The following is a 16,129-nucleotide window of genomic DNA, read 5'->3' on the forward strand; positions in this document are numbered from 1 at the left end:
TTAGTCGCGGCGCGGACGACGCGGGCGGCGTTCGCCCCCACGGTCGCCACCCTCACGCTCTTCACGCGGGGCGCGTTCCGGCTTTTCCAGCGTATGCTCGATATCTTCGCCGGATTCCTGATCGACGCAGCGCATCGACAGGCGGACCTTGCCGCGTTCATCCATGCCCAGGCACTTCACCCAGACTTCATCGCCTTCATTGGCAACGTCGGTGACCTGCGCGGTGCGGCCGACCTGAAGTTCGGAGATATGCACCAGACCGTCGCGGCCCGGCATGAAGTTCACGAAGGCGCCGAAGTCCATGACCTTCACGACCTTGCCGCGATAGACCTTGCCCGGCTCCGGCTCGGCGACGATGCCTTTGATCCAATCGATGGCCCTCTGACCGGCTTCGCCGTCGACGGACGCAACCTTGATCGTGCCGTCGTCTTCGATGTCGATCTTCGCACCGGTCGTTTCGCAGATTTCGCGGATGACCTTGCCGCCCGTCCCGATCACTTCACGGATTTTATCCTTGTTGATCTGGAAGGTGACGATGCGCGGGGCGTTCTGGGACACGCCGTCGCGGCCCGCCGTGATCGCCTTGGCCATTTCGCCCAGAATGTGCAGGCGGCCGGCCTTCGCCTGGCCCAGCGCGGTCTTCATGATATCCTCGGTGATCGAGGTGATCTTGATATCCATCTGCAGCGAGGTGATGCCGTCTTCCGTCCCGGCGACCTTGAAGTCCATGTCGCCCAGGTGATCTTCGTCACCCAGGATGTCGGACAGGACCGCAACACCGTCGTCTTCCTTGATCAGGCCCATGGCGATACCGGCGCAGGGCTTCGGCAGCGGAACGCCCGCATCCATCAGAGACATGGAGGTGCCGCAAACCGTGGCCATGGACGACGACCCGTTCGATTCCGTGATCTCGGAGACCACGCGCATCGTGTAGGGGAAGTCTTCCTTGGACGGCAGAAGCGGGTTGATCGCCCGCCAGGCCAGCTTGCCGTGGCCGATTTCGCGGCGGCCCGGCGCACCCATGCGGCCCGCTTCACCGACCGAATAGGGCGGGAAGTTGTAGTGCAGCATGAAGTTCTGACGGTATTCGCCTTCCAGCGCGTCGATGATCTGTTCGTCCTGGCCGGTGCCCAGCGTGGTGACGACCAGCGCCTGGGTTTCGCCGCGGGTGAACAGGGCGGAGCCATGGGCGCGGGGCAGGATTCCGACTTCGCAGACGATCGGGCGGACCTGATCGGTCTTGCGGCCGTCGATGCGTTCGCCGGTTTTCAGGATGTTGCCGCGAACGACGTCCTTTTCCAGGTCCTTGAACAGCTTGGCGGCCAGATCGACATCCAGCTCTTCTTCCGCGATCTTGGCCAGGGCGTCGGCCTTGGCGGCGGATACGGCTTCGACACGGTCCTGCTTCTTCACGATGGCATAGGCCGCGCGCAGCGGTTCCATCGCGATTTCGCGCAGGCGGGCGTCGACGACGGCCTTGTTCGGATCCGGCGCGGGCAGTTCGAACGGCTCTTTCGCGGCGTCTTCGGCCAGATCGATGATCAGGTCGATCACCGGCTGGATGCTGCGATGGGCCAGCATGACGGCGTCGAGCATGGTTTCCTCACCCAGTTCCTGGGCTTCGGATTCAACCATCAGCACGCCTTCCTGCGTCCCGGCGACGACGAGATCCAGGACGCTGTCTTCCTTGATCTGGGTCATGGTCGGGTTGGCGACCAGTTCACCGTCGATATAGCCGATGCGGATACCGCCGATCGGGCCCATGAAGGGCGCGCCGGAAATCGTCAGCGCGGCGGAGGCGCCGACCATGGCGACCATGTCCGGATCGTTTTCCAGATCGTGGCTGAGCACGGTGCAAACGACCTGCACTTCGTTCTTGAAGCCCGGCACGAACAGCGGACGGATCGGACGGTCGATCAGGCGCGAAGTCAGCGTTTCCTTCTCGGACGGACGCGCTTCACGCTTGAAGAAGCCGCCCGGGATCTTACCGGCGGCATAGGTCTTTTCCTGATAGTGGACCGACAGCGGGAAGAAGTCCTGACCGGGCTTTTCCGATTTGGCGTAGGTCACGCAGCACAGGACGGAGGTCTCGCCATAGGTGGCGAGCACCGCGCCGTCGGCCTGACGGGCGATCTTGCCGGTCTCCAGCGTCAGGGTGCGGCCGCACCATTCCATCGATTTCTTGGTGATGTTGAACATGTGGAAATTCGTTCCTTCTTTTCCATTCATACGCGGATGCGGACCCTTGTCCGTATCCGTGAGCGAGAGAGCCTCGCCAGGAACGACGGTTCGGCGGAACCCGGGCACCTACGACATCCAGGCCCGGATCGGTCTAGCGCGGTATTTCGATTGAGAGCGCCCTTGAGGGCCGTTCCATCCCGAAACCTGATCGCTGTCCCGCCTTGTCGTTCGATCCTCTCGAACTCTCTTTTCCAACGGCGCGGGATGCGCCAGCCCCGCCTTTCGGACGGGAAGGGCCCTGTCGTGATGGACCCGAGGACCACCCGCGTCTCCGTTTTTCGGAAATCGGGATGGCAAAAACCGAAGGGCGCGGTCTCCGAAGAGAACCGCGCCCCGCGTTACTGTTAGCGGCGGATGCCGAGCCGACCGATGAGGTCCTTGTAGCGCTCTTCGTTCTTCCGCTTCACATAGTCCAGAAGACGACGGCGCTTACCGACCATGACCAGAAGGCCGCGGCGGGAGTGGAAGTCCTTCTTGTGGGTCTTCAGGTGCTCCGTCAGATTGTTGATCCGTTCGGTCAGCACCGCGATCTGCACATCGGGGGAACCCGTGTCGCCGGATTTGGCCTGGAATTCCCCAATCAGTTCGGACTTCTTTTCCTGGGTAATCGACATTTACTCTATTCCTTTCGCGGTATCCGTTTCGTCTGAAGTCCCGAAGGGTCGTTTGCGCCTATTGGTTCAGCACCCGGACCGGACGAATTTCGCCCTTGCCGTAACGTGCCAGCGCGACGGCGATACCGCCGCAATAGGCAATAAGCTCATCCCCGTCTTTCAGGTCGGCGATGCGCTCCAAATCCACCTTTCGGAGAAGCGGGACCGATTGACCGTTGCGTAGTCGAACCGCCTCCACTTCGCTCAAGGCCATCGCCGGGATACCGTCCAGCGCGGCCTCGATCGCGAGAAACCCCCGCGAACCGCCGGGCTTATGCCCCAGTTGCGCTACATCTTCAAGTGAAATCGCCTGTTCTTCGCGGAAGGCGCCGACACGCGTCCGCCGCAGGGCGGTCAGGTATCCGACCGTGCCCAGCGCCTGGGCCAGATCGCGGCCCAGAGACCGGATATAGGTACCCTTGCCGCAATCGACCTCGAACACCGCCGTGTCGGCGTCCGGGCGGTCGATCAGTTCCAGCCGGTCGATGCGCACTTGCCGCGCCTTCATTTCCGGCGCTTCGCCCGCCCGCGCCATGTCATAGGCCCGTTTTCCGTCGATTTTCAGGGCCGAATAGGCGGGCGGAACCTGGTCGATTTCCCCTATGAACTTCGGGATTGCCGCCAAAATGTCGGCGTCGTCCGGACGCGCATCCGATTGGGCGACGGGTTCGCCTTCCGGGTCCAGGGTGTCCGTCTCGATCCCGAAACGAAGGGTGAACCGATAGGTCTTTTCCCCATCCATGACATATTGGACGGTTTTCGTGGCTTCCCCCAGGGCGATCGGCAGCAGCCCCGTGGCAAACGGGTCCAACGTCCCGCCATGCCCGGCCTTTTGCGCGTTCATCGCCCGGCGCACGGCGGAAACCGCGTCGGTCGACCCCATACCCGCCGCCTTGTCGAGCACGATCCAACCGTTGACCGGCTGTCCCTTTTTCCGCTTCGCCATATCGTCGATCTCCCGATTTCCGGGGCTTCCTAGTGGTTTGGTCCGGTTTACGCAAGATCGCGCAAATTTTAACGACATTGTCGCGGCGTTTCCCGTACTCTGCGCCTTACATTGATTGTTGAGGGGGAAGAGCATGACAAATTTTAAATGGTCACGCCGGAAGTTTTTGAAGGCGGCGCTGATGGCGTCGGGCGCCTATGTCGCGACACCGCTCGGCAGGGCCCGGGCAAGCGCGCTGGAAGGAAAGACGGTCATCGTCGTCGGGGCGGGCGTATCGGGCCTGGGCGCAGCACGGTCTTTGGCCAATCAAGGCGCGACGGTCATTGTCGTTGAGGGGCGGGACCGGCTCGGCGGACGTCTTTATACCGACTGGTCGCTGGGCGCGCCGTTCGAAGACGGCGCCGGTTGGGTCCATGGCCCATCCGACGACAATCCGGCGAAAAGACTTACCGACGCCGTCGGTGCCGAATATGTCGTGACCGACAACGACAATCTGGTCGTCTTCGGCCCAGATGGATACGAATTGGATGAAGACCGTCAGTCCGAGGTCGACGATACGTGGTACGACCTGATCGAGCGCATCGACGAAAATCTGGAACTGAGCGACACCCGGAGCCTGATCGACGCGATCCGGTATTTCGATTCTTCCGCCGCCGCCGACCCGGGCGTTCTGTGGGCGTTTTCCGCCTATACGGAGTTCTCGAAGGGCGGCCCGATAGAAAATCTATCCGCGGTTTACTTCAATCGGGACGGTGTCTTCCCCGGCGATGACGTCGTTGTCACGACCGGCTATGACAAGCTGCTTGGCCCCCTTTCCGAAGGATTGGACATCCGGCTGTCGACAAAGGTAACCGGCATCACCTATGGCGGCGACGGCGTGACCGTAACGACCGACAAGGGGCCGGTCACCGGCGATTTCGTGATTTGCAGCGTCCCGCTGGGCGTCTTGAAAAAGAACGTTATCGCGTTCGACCCGCCCCTGCCGGCCAGCTATCAGAAAAGTATCGACAAGGTCGGTTTCGGCAGCGTGACCAAACTGGCGCTGAAATTCGAAGAACCGTTCTGGGATACAGACGTCCAGTATTTCGGCATGATGACCGAACCCAAGGGGCGGTGGAACTATTGGCTGAACTACCGAACCTTCTGCGACGAAAATATTCTGCTAGGCCTCAGTGTCGGGGCGCATTCGCCCGTCGTCGACCAAATGACCGACGAAGAGATGAAGGCCGACGGTCTGGCGGTCCTGCGAAACGTGTGGGAAGACGATGTGGGCGAGCCGATCGCCATGCGGGCGACCCATTGGTATGTCGATCCGCTTTCCTATGGCGCCTATGCCTTCCCGACGCCGGGCAGCTATCCCAGCGACTATGACGGCCTCGCCCAGCCGGTCGAGAACCGTCTTGTTCTCTGCGGGGAGCATACGATCTTCGAATATGCCGGGACGATCCACGGCGCCTATCTATCGGGCCTGCGCGCGGCGGAGATGGTGATTGAGGAAGCCGAATGACCCTCAAGGTCCGACCCGCCGTCGCGGCGGACCTTGAGGGCTATTACGCCGTCTCAGTCGCCACCGGCGACGCGGGCAAGGATGCGGCGGCGCTCTACGGCGACCCGCGCATGATGGGGCATGTCTATTCCGCGCCCTATCTGATGTTGAGCCCGGAGACCTGCCTGACGCTTGCCGACGGCGGCAAGGTTCTGGGCTATATTGCCGGCACCTTGGACACCCGCGCCTTCGAAGCGCGGCTGGAGCGGGAGTGGTGGCCGGCGCTGCGGGAGATCTATGCCGACCCGTCGGACATTCCGGCAACGAAACGAAACCCCGACCAGCGCCGTGCGATGATGATCCACCACCCCGGCGCGGTACCGGACGCGGTTGTGAAAGACTATCCCGCCCATCTGCATCTGAACTTGCTGCCGGAAGCGCAAGGTAAGGGCTGGGGAGCGCGCCTACTGACCGAATGGCTAACGGGCCTTGGTGCCGATGCGATTCACATCGGCACCAATCCCGGCAACGTGTCCAGTATCGCATTCTGGCGGAAGCAAGGATTCCGGCAGCTTCCCGCCAGTAATGCCAGAACGGTCTGGATGGGGTGCGGCGTTACCCGAAGGCCTTCGCCATGACGTCAGCCAGTTTCTTTGCGAAATCGGCCGGGTCGGGCAGGGTTTCGCCTTCCAGGATGCGGGCCTGATCCAGCAACAGGGCCGGGGCCGCGCCCAGATCGCCCTTGCCGTCCGGCCCGGCCTTGGCGTTCAATGCCACGATCAGCGGATGGGTCGGGTTCAGTTCCAGGATGCGCGGATTGCTCTGTTCCAGGCGGTTATGCTGTTTCAACAGCCGTTCCAGATGCATGTCCATGCCGTTTTCGTCGGCGACGAGGCAGACCGCGCTGCTGGTCAGACGGTCGGTGGCGCGGATGTCCTTCACCGCGTCGCCCAGCGCCAGTTTCAGCGCGATGACCAGACCGTCGACGACGCTTTCCGCCTCGTCCGATTCATCCTCGTCGCTGTCGGCATCGGCTTTCTTGATCTTCGACAGATCGGCCCCGGCGCGGGTCACGGATTTGAACGCCTTGCCGTCGAATTCGCCGATCATCGGCAGCCAGAATTCGTCTACCGGATCGGTCATCAGCAGGACCTCGACGCCCTTCGCGGCGAAGCCTTCCAGTTGCGGGCTTTTGCGCAGGGCGGCGGCGTCTTCTCCCGCGATGTAATAAATCGCGTCCTGACCGTCCTTCATGCCGGCGACATAATCTTCCAAGGAAATCAGGCCGTCGCGCGTGGTCGACCGGAAGCGACAGAGCTTGAGCAATGCCTCCTTGTCCGCCGTGCCTTCATACAGGCCTTCCTTCATCACCAGACCGAACTTGTCCCAGAAGGACGCGTAACCGTCGGCGTCGTTTTCCGCCTTTTTCGACAGCTCGCCCAGCACGCGCTTCGCCAGACCGGCGCGGATCTTGGACACGACCGGATTGTTCTGCAGCATTTCGCGCGAGACGTTCAGCGGCAGATCCTCGCTGTCCACCACGCCGCGCAGGAAACGCAGCCAGGACGGCAGCAGGTCTTCGCATTCTTCCGTGATGAAGACACGCTTCACATAGAGTTTCAGCTTGGTCATCCGGTCCGGATGGAACAGGTCGAAGGGCCGTTCGGTCGGAATGAAGACCAGACCGGCATATTCGATCATGCCTTCCGCCTTGAAATGCAGCGTCATCCACGGATCGTCGAAGCCGTGGGACACATGGCGGTAGAATTCGGCATATTGCTGGTCGTCGATTTCCGATTTCGGGCGGGTCCACAGGGCCGACGCCTCGTTCAGGCGGTTCGCCTCGCCGTCCGCCTTCACGAATTCGATCGGGAAGGGGATGTGATCGGAATAGGTCTTCACGACGCGGCGCAGTTCGGCCTCGTCCAGATATTCCTCGGCGTCGTCCTTCAGATGCAGGGTGATCGCGGTGCCGCGTCCGTCCTTTTCCGCAGGCTCAATGGTGAAGCCGGTGCGCCCGTCGGAGGTCCAGCGCCAGGCCTCTTCCTCTCCCGCGCGGCGGGAGGTGACGGAAATCCGGTCGGCGACCATGTATCCGGAATAGAAGCCGACGCCGAACTGACCGATCAGAGAGACGTCTTTTTTCTTATCGCCGGTCAGATTGTCGACGAAGGCCGCCGTGCCGGATCGCGCGATCGTGCCCAGATGGTCGATCAGGTCCTGACGGTTCATGCCGATGCCGTTATCGGCGAGGGTCAGCGTCTTCGCGTCCTTATCCACCGTCAGGGTGACCCGGAATTCTGGATCGCCGTCGGTCAGGGCCGGGGCCTCGATGGCCAGATAGCGCAGCTTGTCGCAGGCGTCGGCCGCGTTCGAAATCAGCTCCCGCAGGAAAATTTCGCGTTCGGAATACAGCGCGTTGGCGACGATATCGAGCAGCCGCCCGACCTCCGCCTGGAAGCCCATCGTTTCCGCGCCCGTCTCCGTCCCGCTTGCCTTGGTCGTCTTTTTTTCCGCCTTGGTTGCCATGGCTTAGGTCCTTTTCCGCTGGTAAGAATTGGAAAATCCAGATCGGATATAGTTTCCTGCCTCTGACGACACAAGACCGCCTTAAGGACAAGGACTGCTGATGACCGCCCCCGTCTTCGACCGCGCCTTCGAACCGCATTACGGCACGTCGATCCGGCTCTCCCCCGGCATTCGGCGCGTCGTGGCCCGGAATCCCAGCGCGTTTACCTTTCACGGCACGGGCACCTATATCGTCGGCGAGGGCACCGTCGCGGTGATCGATCCGGGGCCGGACGATCCGGCGCATCTGAAATCGCTGATGGCGGCGCTGGATGGGGAGACCGTGTCCGCGATCCTGATCACGCATACGCATCGGGACCATTCCCCTTTGGCGGGACCGCTGAAGGACTTGACCGACGCGCCGACCTACGGCTTCGGCCCCCATGCGGCGGGCGAGGATGTGGAGGAAGGCGGCGACCGCGATTTCGTACCCGATCAAGTCCTGACCGACGGCGACCGCGTTTCCGGCCCGGATTGGACGCTGGAGGCCGTGCATACGCCGGGTCATACCTCCAACCACCTGTGTTTCGCTTTCGCTGAAGAAGACGCCCTGTTCAGCGGCGATCATGTCATGGGTTGGTCGACCAGCATCGTGTCGCCGCCGGACGGCGATATGGCGGCCTATATCGCCTCCCTTCGCAAGCTGCTGACCCGGTCGGAAGACCTGTATTACCCGACGCACGGCAATCCCATTTCGGATGCGAAACGACATGTTGAAAGCTTTATCGCCCACCGACGGGATCGGGAAATACAAATCCTGACCTGTATCGCCCGACGGATCGATCGCGTCGCCGACATGGTGCCCGCCATGTATCGCGATGTGCCCGAACATCTGCATCCGGCCGCCGCCCGATCGGTGCTCGCCCATCTGATTCATATGACGTCGGAAGGTCGTATCCTGTGCGATACGCCGGAACCGACGCTTCGGTCGCGCTACTCCCTGCGGCCGGAACGTACTGGCCTGCAAATTTAGTGAGAGGAAACAAAGGAATGTCTGCGCCTAAAACCCTACTGGAAATGGCCGGGGCCGACACCAGCCCCGCGAAACTGTCCGATTCCGCGCTTGTCCTGATCGATTGTCAGGAGGAATACCGATCCGGCTTCCTGCCGCTGACCGGCGTCGATGCCGCGGTCGGGCAGGCGAAATCCCTGCTGGACCGCGCCCGCACGGGCGGCGTTCCGGTCATCCATGTCCGGCATATCGGACGCGCGGGCGGCGCCTTCGACCCGGACGGGCCGGGCGGCGCGATCATGGCGGAACTGGCCCCGCAGGATGGGGAAGCCGTGGTCGGCAAGGGCCTGCCGAACAGTTTCGCGGCAACGGTCTTGCAGGAAGAACTTGAAAAGACGGGCCGCAAATCGCTGATCCTCGTCGGCTTCATGACGCATATGTGCGTCAGTTCGACGGCGCGGGCGGCGCTGGACCTTGGGTACCGCACGACGGTGGTGGACGGCGCCTGTGCGACGCGGGATCTGCCGCGCCCGAACGGGACCGGCGTGGTTGCCGCCCCCGACCTGCATATCGCGGCGCTGACGGAATTGTCGGACCGGTTTTCATCGATCGCCGGATCGGCGGCGGACGTCCCGGATTAAGACCAAGGGAACGGCGTCAATCGGTTTTAGACGCCCGATGCGGGCTGTCCCGGTATTCGGTGGATTGCATTTCCATCAGCCGGGACACCGCGCGTTCGAATTCGAAGGCATGGGTGCCTTCGCGATACAGGTCATTCGGCGCGCTTTCCGCCGCCAGGATCAGATTGACGCTGTGTTCGTATAGCTCATCGATCAGCGTCATGAAGCGTTTCGCTTCGTTCCGGCGGTTTTCCGACAGGCGCGGCACGCCGTCCAGGATCAACGTGTGATACCGGCCCGCGAGCGTCAGATAATCTTCCGCCCCCAGCGGACGGGCACACAGGCTGTCGAAATCACTCATCGCGACGCCGCGCGCGGCCTTGGCGATCGGGACCTTGCGTCCCTTCACCGTGAATGTATCCGGGGCGGCCTGCGCGCCCTCCGTCAGCTCGTCGAACGCCTTGTTCAAGGCCTTTGTCGCCGCCGGACCCAGCGGCGCGTGATAGGTCTTCAACGTCTTCATCCGGATCAACCGATAATCGGTCGGCGAGGCCAGATGCAGGACATCCAGCTTCTGCTTCAGGAGCGCGATGAAGGGCAGGAACTGGTCCCGTTGCAAACCGTCCTTGTACAGGTCTTCCGGCGGCCAGTTGGAGGTCGCGACGACCACGACGCCCCGCTCGAACAGGGCGGAAAACAGGCGGGCGAGGATCATTGCATCGGCGATGTCGGTGACATGAAACTCGTCGAAGCATAACAGCCACGCCCCGTCCGCGATCTTTTCCGCAATTTTCGGAAGCGGATCGGTTTCCTTGGTCTTCCGATCCTTCTGCGCCTGTCGCCAGGCGTGGATTTCGCCATGCACCTCGATCATGAATTCATGAAAATGCACGCGGCGTTTGCGTTCGACCGGCGCATTGCCGAAGAACAGGTCCATCAACATGGACTTACCGCGCCCAACCCCACCGAAAAGATAGAGGCCCTGCGGCGGGTCTTCGCGACGGCGCGCCAGACCCAGACGCGCCTTCCATCCGCCCGCCTCGTCGGCGGGGCGATAGTTGTTCAGGGCTTTGTAGAGGCTTTGCAGTTTTTCGGCGGCGAGTTCCTGCATCGGGTCCGGGCGCAGACGATCCTCCCGAACCATCGCGCGGTATTCGAACAGGGGACCCGTATCACTACTCATCGCAAGAAATGGACTCGCCCGGGATTTTCGCCGGATCAGAAGTTGAACTGCACCGACAGCATCAAATCATGGGCTAGGAAGGGGCTGCCTTCAATCGATTCACCGTTGGCAAGCCTGCCGGTGTCGAACTCACCCAGATAAGAGAACCGATAGCCGACGCCCAGGTCGATCACTTCCGTGAGGGCATAGTCGACACCGATATCCGCCGCCACGGCAAGATTGTCCGTGCTTTCTTCCGTCGTCGTCAGGGCACCGGTCGCCACGACCGTCCGATCGACGGACGAGGTGTTGCGCGCCCAACCGGCATGGCCGCCGACAAAGGGGGTCCAGGCGGACTCGTTGCGGAATTCATAGGCCATACCCAGCATGGCCGTGGTCGAGCTGAGATTGTTTTCGTAGCCCACGCCATTCGTCGTATCGCGCAGGTCGACGTCGACGCGCACACGGTGCAGGATCTCGGCTTCCACCCGGATCGGCATCTCGTCGCCGAATTTCCAGCCGATCGCCGCGCCACCCCCAGCGGCCGGATCGGCCGTGTTGCGTTCGCTGATCGTGCCGGTACCGGTGCTGGAAATATCGCCCGGATCCGACCAGCCGCCAAAACCGCGTAAAGCGAAATAGAGGTTATCTTCCGCGGCGACGTCGCCAATGGAAAGACCACCAGCCGCGGATATCGCCAATACAGCGGATACGGTTGCCGATTTTGCCGCAGATGCGAGTTTCACCAACCGCGTCATGGATCCCCCAAAATTTCTCTGGCCCCGTTCCGGGCCACCGTTCCGTATCCGCCCCTGGATACGGTTTCTTATTACCGGAAACGAAGAAGAAGGCAAAGAAAAACAAGGTTTAGTCCGATCAACGACCACCGCTTATCGGTAATATCGAGCCTGTTACATAAGACGCTTGATCCGACAATAGCCACAGGATGCCTTCGGCGACTTCTTCAGCCGATCCGCCGCGCCCCATCGGAACAATATCCTGAAGCCGCGCGATGCGGTCCGGCGCGCCGGCTGTGGCATGAATATCGGTATCGATCAGCCCCGGCGCGACCGCGTTCACGCGGATACCCTGGCGGGCCACCTCCTTCGCAAGGCCGATGGTCAGGCTGTTCACCGCACCCTTGCTGGCCGCATAGTGAACGAATTCGTTGGGGGAGCCGATCCACGCCGCCGCCGAGGATAGAAATACGATCGACCCGCCCAGACCGTTGCGGTCCGTCGACATCCGCCTTACCCCTTCGCGGGCGGCCAGAATGGCGCCGGTGACGTTCAGGCCAATCACCGCCTCGATTTCCTCCGCGCTCATCTCCGCCACCGGCTGAATCTTGCCCGTGATCCCGGCATTCACGACCAGCCGCGACACAAGGCCGAGCTCCCGATCCACCGTTTCGAACAGGGTGGTGATGCCGATTTCCCGCGCCATATTCGCCTGCACGGCAAGCGCGCGCGCGCCGGCCCCTTGCAGCTCCGCGACCAACCCGGCCGCGGCGTCGGTATCGCTTTGATAGGAAAAGGCTACATCGTAACCCCGGCGGGCCAATAGACGACAGCAGGCCGCGCCGATTCCACGCGATCCTCCGGTAACGACGGCAACGGGGCGGGTCATGAAGCTTCCTTTCCGGTTCGACATTGACGGGCGCATTCTGTCGCCTGATGCGCGGCGGGTCCAGTCGTTCGCTTGTAATTGTCGCCGCCGCTCGCTAGATACCGGCAGTATTCCTTGACGGGAACCGCCCGTCACCTAAGCGACATTCCGACGGAGATCACTCATGTTCGGCGCCTTCGGCAAAGCCTTGGAACAACTTCCCGACCCCCGCTTTATGAAAGTGGTGATCCTGGGTATCGCCGGGGCGATCCTGACCCTGGCCGCCCTGTGGACCGCGTCGGGATGGGCGCTGCAGCAGGTGAAATGGACCCAGCTATGGCTGATCGGTGACGCCATCGCCTGGCTCGGCGACTATGCCGACGATATCGGCTGGGTCTCCTTCGCATTGGGTGCGGGCGGTTTGACATGGCTGCTGTTCCCCGTCGCCGCCGTCGCGGTGATCGGCCTGTTCCTGGATTCCGTCTGCGAAGCGGTGGAGGCGAAACACTATCCCACCTTGGGCACGCCGCGCCCGCAACCGGTCCTGGAGGCCGTGTTCGGTGCGATCCGCTTCCTGGGCGTAACGATTGCGGTCAACCTGATCGCCCTGCCGTTCTACCTGCTGCTGCTGGTCCTGTTCGGCACGGGCGCGTTTCTGTTTCTGATCGTCAACGGCTATCTGGTCGGGCGCGAATTTTTCGAACTGGTCGCGGCGCGGCGCCTGCCGCCGGGACCGGCACGCCGTCTGCGCAAGGCGCACGGCACCCGCATTCTGATTTTCGGCACCCTTGCCGTGTTCCTGATGTCCATTCCCGTCGTCAATCTGGTCGCGCCGGTGATCGCGGCGGCGGCCATGGTGCATCTGTATCAATCCCTGCCTCGGCGCGCGGAATTCGAATCCGCCCCGCACTAACCGGACAATCATGAAATCCACCCCCCTTCGCCTGCCCCTATTGGCCCTCTGCGGCCTTCTATCCGCCTGTATCAGCCTGGGTGAAACGGACGATACCGGAACATCCTCCGGCGCCGCACCGTCCGGGCGCGCAACCGGCTCGTCGACCCGGACGACGACCGCCCTCGCAACGCCCGACGCCCGTCCGGTCAACGACGATCCGATGCAGTTTCTGGGATTGCGGAGCGATGACATTGCCGCCAGCCTGGGCGCACCCGACCTGATCCGGCGGGACGGCACGGCGGAGGTCCGACAGTTTCACGGCAGTGCCTGCACACTGGACCTGTTTCTGTATCAGACGAACGGCGTGTCCACGGTCAAACATGTGGAATTGCGCGGCGCCAGTCTGGAAAGCGACGCGCGACGCGCCTGCCTTGCCGATCTGATCCGATCCCGGCAGCTTTCAAGTTAAACACAAATAAATCTGACTAAAATCCAATCTAATTCTTTAAATCAAATCTAGTCGGAACGCCACTCGAACAATAGAGTGCGCGAATTGATTGCATTAAGGTAACGTGATGCCGCGGATTCATTCCGCCTCGATACATGAAGGGCAGTAAGACTTGGCCGATACTGGCATCGAATTCCTAGCGACGGTACCGCCGGTCGTCGCAGCATGGACCGGGGCGATCGCGATCGGGTATCTGATCTTGCTGCCCGGCGCTCTGGCCGCCATCCGCTATTGGGCTGCGGGGTTCGTTCTGCTAGGCGCCGCGATGGTGCTGCGGGATGTATCGGGTTCCGGCGGTGTCGCCAATTTCCTGCATGTCCTGGCTTATAGCGGTCAGGCCGCCGCGCTGGTCGTCCTGGGGGTCGGGCTGTTCCTGCATCTGGGCTTGTCCGTGCCGCGCCGGGTGGCCCTGACCGCCGCGGCCGTCATCGTGACGCCCCCGGTTCTGGTCGTGATCTTCCCGCAATACCCGCACCTCGTCGACATACTGGCGCATTTGGCCTGTGCGGGCATTGCCTTGGCGCTCAGCGGTTTTTGCGTATACAAGCGCATCCGCCACGCCGGTCTGGGTCTTCGGTTTATGGGGGTGTCCTTCCTGATAACCGGGATCGAACCGCTATTGATCGGTCTCGGCACCCTATCCGCAGCGCGCCACAGCACTCTGCAGATCGGCATTCTGACGGCCGCCGTCGTCTCCTTGGCTGTCGGTTTCTCGATCGTCGCCCTGCGCGGACAGCAGATCCGCGTACAGGATACCGAAGAGCGATTGCGCCAGACGGAATCCCGCTATGCCCTGGCGCTGCGCGGGGCCAGCGACGGCGTCTGGGACTGGGACGTCCCGGCCAACCGGGTCCTGCTGACGCAGCGGCTGAAAGAAATCTGCAAGATGAAAGGACCCAGCCAGATCGTCCGGTCCGAGGATATCTACGACTTCGTTCATCCGGATGACCGCGACGAATATCGGCAGGCGTTTGATGCCGTTCGGGACGGTCGAACGGATATGGTGCAAATCGAATTCCGGCTGTCCGCCAGCGAAACCGACCCGGACCGGGACAGGACCTGGGTCCTGAACCGCGGCGTCGCCGTTCGCGATTCCCAGGGTGCGATGATACGCATGGCCGGTACCGTAACCGATGTTACCAGCCGGAAGCTGTTCGAACTGGAACTGATCAAGGCGAAGGAAGAAGCGGAACTCGCCAGCCGCGCGAAGACTGAATTCCTGGCCCATATGAGCCATGAATTGCGCACCCCGCTGAATGCGATCATCGGTTATTCCGACATCATCCAACAGGAAGTCTTCGGCCCCGTCGGAAACCGCCAATACGCCGACTATTCGGCGACGATCAACATGGCCGGACGCCACCTTCTGCAAATCATCGCCGACATTATCGACATGTCGAAAGTCGAATCCGGCCAAGTCCAATTGGACGAATCGATCTGTGAGATCCCCGAACTGGTCGAAAGCTGTTGGAAGATCATCAGCGGTCGGGCATCGGAAGGAGAGATTGCCCTGTCACGGTCGCTGCAGAACGACTTGCCGCGCCTGCGCGGCGACGCGATCCGCATCAAACAGATCCTGATCAATCTGTTGTCCAATTCGATCAAGTTCACGCCGGAAGGCGGGCGAGTCGACTTGACCGTCATCTGCAACAAGGCGGGAGAAGTCGTGTTCACCGTTACCGATACCGGGATCGGCATCGCAGAACACGATATCCCGAAGGTTTTGAGCCGTTTCGGCCGTGTCGGATCGCCTTATATCCGCAGCAAGGACGGCATGGGGCTGGGATTGAGTCTGGTTCAGATGTTCACCGAGCTGCATGGCGGCCGGTTCGACCTGCAAAGCCAGCCCGGCACCGGAACGACGATCAGCATCGCCTTCCCGGCGGACCGAAGCATTCGCCAAAACGATCCGCCGAGTGACGCGACATCGATCTAAATCCCACCGTCGCTCGGTAGGAGATCAGGAATTGCCTTCGGCCTTGGCGATCGACGCTTCCAGGGTTTCCACCTCGACGCAGCCCGACGGGCATAGCGTGTGCAGCTTTTCCAACTGCGCCTTGGCCGAGGCGACATCGCCCTGCATCAGGTACCATTCGCCGATATATTCGTGCGCACCCTTATGTTCAGGGTCCAGCGCCAGTGCCCGTTCATAGGCGTCCCAGGCCTCGTCCGCCTTGCCTTGATTGCGGTAGCTGTAACCCAGCATGTTCCAGGCATCGGCATTCTTGGGGTCTTCGGACACAACCGCCTGAAGGACCATGACGGCGCCGTCGAAATCGCCGTCCATCGCCTTCTGGTATCCCATGTCGTAGGTATTTTCGCCGGTATCGTTGCCAAAGCCCATGGCATGGGCCGCCATCGGCAGGAACAGTGCCAGCGCGGCGGCGGCAAATGATTTACGCATAGGATGTTTCTCCTGAACCTTGATCTGCGGGAACCCCGGAGGGAACCCGATACGCCCCAACTGCGCGGAGTATGCCGCCGTATTCCCGC

The 16,129-nt window shown here is 61.9% G+C and carries 15 protein-coding genes; 7 read left to right on the plus strand and 8 right to left on the minus strand.

Features of this window, described 5'->3' with window-relative positions; all coding sequences use genetic code 11:
* The 3 genes from pnp to truB form a co-directional block, all read right to left on the minus strand.
* Positions 1 to 2,229, minus strand: a complete 2,229-nt coding sequence (pnp, locus tag HH303_RS10780; protein ID WP_406611145.1) for a polyribonucleotide nucleotidyltransferase — start codon at positions 2,227 to 2,229, stop codon at positions 1 to 3.
* Between the two features lie 356 nt (positions 2,230 to 2,585).
* Positions 2,586 to 2,855, minus strand: coding sequence for a 30S ribosomal protein S15 (rpsO, locus tag HH303_RS10785; protein WP_169625346.1), 270 nt, complete (start codon positions 2,853 to 2,855; stop codon positions 2,586 to 2,588).
* A gap of 58 nt (positions 2,856 to 2,913) precedes the next feature.
* A complete protein-coding gene (truB, locus tag HH303_RS10790; RefSeq protein WP_169625347.1) occupies positions 2,914 to 3,840 on the minus strand; it encodes a tRNA pseudouridine(55) synthase TruB in 927 nt (308 codons plus the stop codon).
* Between the two features lie 133 nt (positions 3,841 to 3,973).
* Here truB and HH303_RS10795 point away from each other — a divergent pair, with 133 nt between their 5' ends.
* The gene (locus HH303_RS10795; protein ID WP_227421716.1) at positions 3,974 to 5,347 is read left to right on the plus strand and encodes a flavin monoamine oxidase family protein; all 1,374 of its coding nucleotides are present in this window, start codon (positions 3,974 to 3,976) and stop codon (positions 5,345 to 5,347) included.
* Positions 5,344 to 5,964: a GNAT family N-acetyltransferase gene (locus tag HH303_RS10800; protein ID WP_169625348.1), complete on the plus strand. Its 621-nt coding sequence runs from the start codon at positions 5,344 to 5,346 to the stop codon at positions 5,962 to 5,964. Before HH303_RS10795 ends, HH303_RS10800 begins: the two co-directional genes overlap by 4 nt.
* Here HH303_RS10800 and htpG read toward each other — a convergent pair.
* Positions 5,942 to 7,855, minus strand: coding sequence for a molecular chaperone HtpG (htpG, locus tag HH303_RS10805; protein WP_169625349.1), 1,914 nt, complete (start codon positions 7,853 to 7,855; stop codon positions 5,942 to 5,944). The two genes, HH303_RS10800 and htpG, sit on opposite strands and share 23 nt — an antisense overlap.
* A 100-nt stretch (positions 7,856 to 7,955) precedes the next feature.
* Here htpG and HH303_RS10810 point away from each other — a divergent pair, with 100 nt between their 5' ends.
* Both HH303_RS10810 and HH303_RS10815 read left to right on the plus strand, forming a co-directional pair.
* On the plus strand, positions 7,956 to 8,867 hold the full coding sequence (locus tag HH303_RS10810) for an MBL fold metallo-hydrolase (RefSeq protein ID WP_169625350.1): 912 nt from the start codon (positions 7,956 to 7,958) through the stop codon (positions 8,865 to 8,867).
* Between the two features lie 17 nt (positions 8,868 to 8,884).
* The gene (locus tag HH303_RS10815) at positions 8,885 to 9,487 is read left to right on the plus strand and encodes a cysteine hydrolase family protein (RefSeq protein WP_169625351.1); all 603 of its coding nucleotides are present in this window, start codon (positions 8,885 to 8,887) and stop codon (positions 9,485 to 9,487) included.
* A 16-nt stretch (positions 9,488 to 9,503) separates the two neighbouring features.
* Here HH303_RS10815 and zapE read toward each other — a convergent pair whose 3' ends face one another.
* The 3 genes from zapE to HH303_RS10830 all read right to left on the minus strand — a co-directional run bounded on the left by zapE (position 9,504) and on the right by HH303_RS10830 (position 12,254).
* Positions 9,504 to 10,649: a cell division protein ZapE gene (zapE, locus tag HH303_RS10820; protein ID WP_169625352.1), complete on the minus strand. Its 1,146-nt coding sequence runs from the start codon at positions 10,647 to 10,649 to the stop codon at positions 9,504 to 9,506.
* Positions 10,650 to 10,684: 35 nt separating this feature from the next.
* Positions 10,685 to 11,386 carry an outer membrane protein gene (locus HH303_RS10825; protein WP_169625353.1) on the minus strand — a complete coding sequence of 234 codons (702 nt, stop codon included), beginning with the start codon at positions 11,384 to 11,386 and terminating at the stop codon, positions 10,685 to 10,687.
* 118 nt (positions 11,387 to 11,504) lie between these two features.
* A complete protein-coding gene (locus HH303_RS10830; RefSeq protein WP_169625354.1) occupies positions 11,505 to 12,254 on the minus strand; it encodes an SDR family oxidoreductase in 750 nt (249 codons plus the stop codon).
* A 163-nt stretch (positions 12,255 to 12,417) separates the two neighbouring features.
* Here HH303_RS10830 and HH303_RS10835 point away from each other — a divergent pair, with 163 nt between their 5' ends.
* The 3 genes from HH303_RS10835 (at position 12,418) to HH303_RS10845 (ending at position 15,572) form a co-directional block, all read left to right on the plus strand.
* Positions 12,418 to 13,146, plus strand: a complete 729-nt coding sequence (locus HH303_RS10835; RefSeq protein WP_169625355.1) for an EI24 domain-containing protein — start codon at positions 12,418 to 12,420, stop codon at positions 13,144 to 13,146.
* Between the two features lie 10 nt (positions 13,147 to 13,156).
* Complete coding sequence (locus HH303_RS10840) at positions 13,157 to 13,597, plus strand: hypothetical protein (RefSeq protein ID WP_169625356.1); 441 nt, start codon at positions 13,157 to 13,159, stop codon at positions 13,595 to 13,597.
* A 151-nt stretch (positions 13,598 to 13,748) separates the two neighbouring features.
* A complete protein-coding gene (locus HH303_RS10845; RefSeq protein ID WP_169625357.1) occupies positions 13,749 to 15,572 on the plus strand; it encodes a sensor histidine kinase in 1,824 nt (607 codons plus the stop codon).
* A 24-nt stretch (positions 15,573 to 15,596) separates the two neighbouring features.
* On the opposite strand, the gene HH303_RS10850 is transcribed toward HH303_RS10845, so the two are convergent.
* Entirely contained in the window at positions 15,597 to 16,040 is a 444-nt protein-coding gene (locus HH303_RS10850) for a tetratricopeptide repeat protein (protein ID WP_227421717.1), read from the minus strand.
* Positions 16,041 to 16,129: the final 89 nt, after the last annotated feature.

The organism is Pacificispira spongiicola (assembly GCF_012926505.1).
Lineage (GTDB): Bacteria > Pseudomonadota > Alphaproteobacteria > UBA8366 > Aestuariispiraceae > Pacificispira > Pacificispira spongiicola.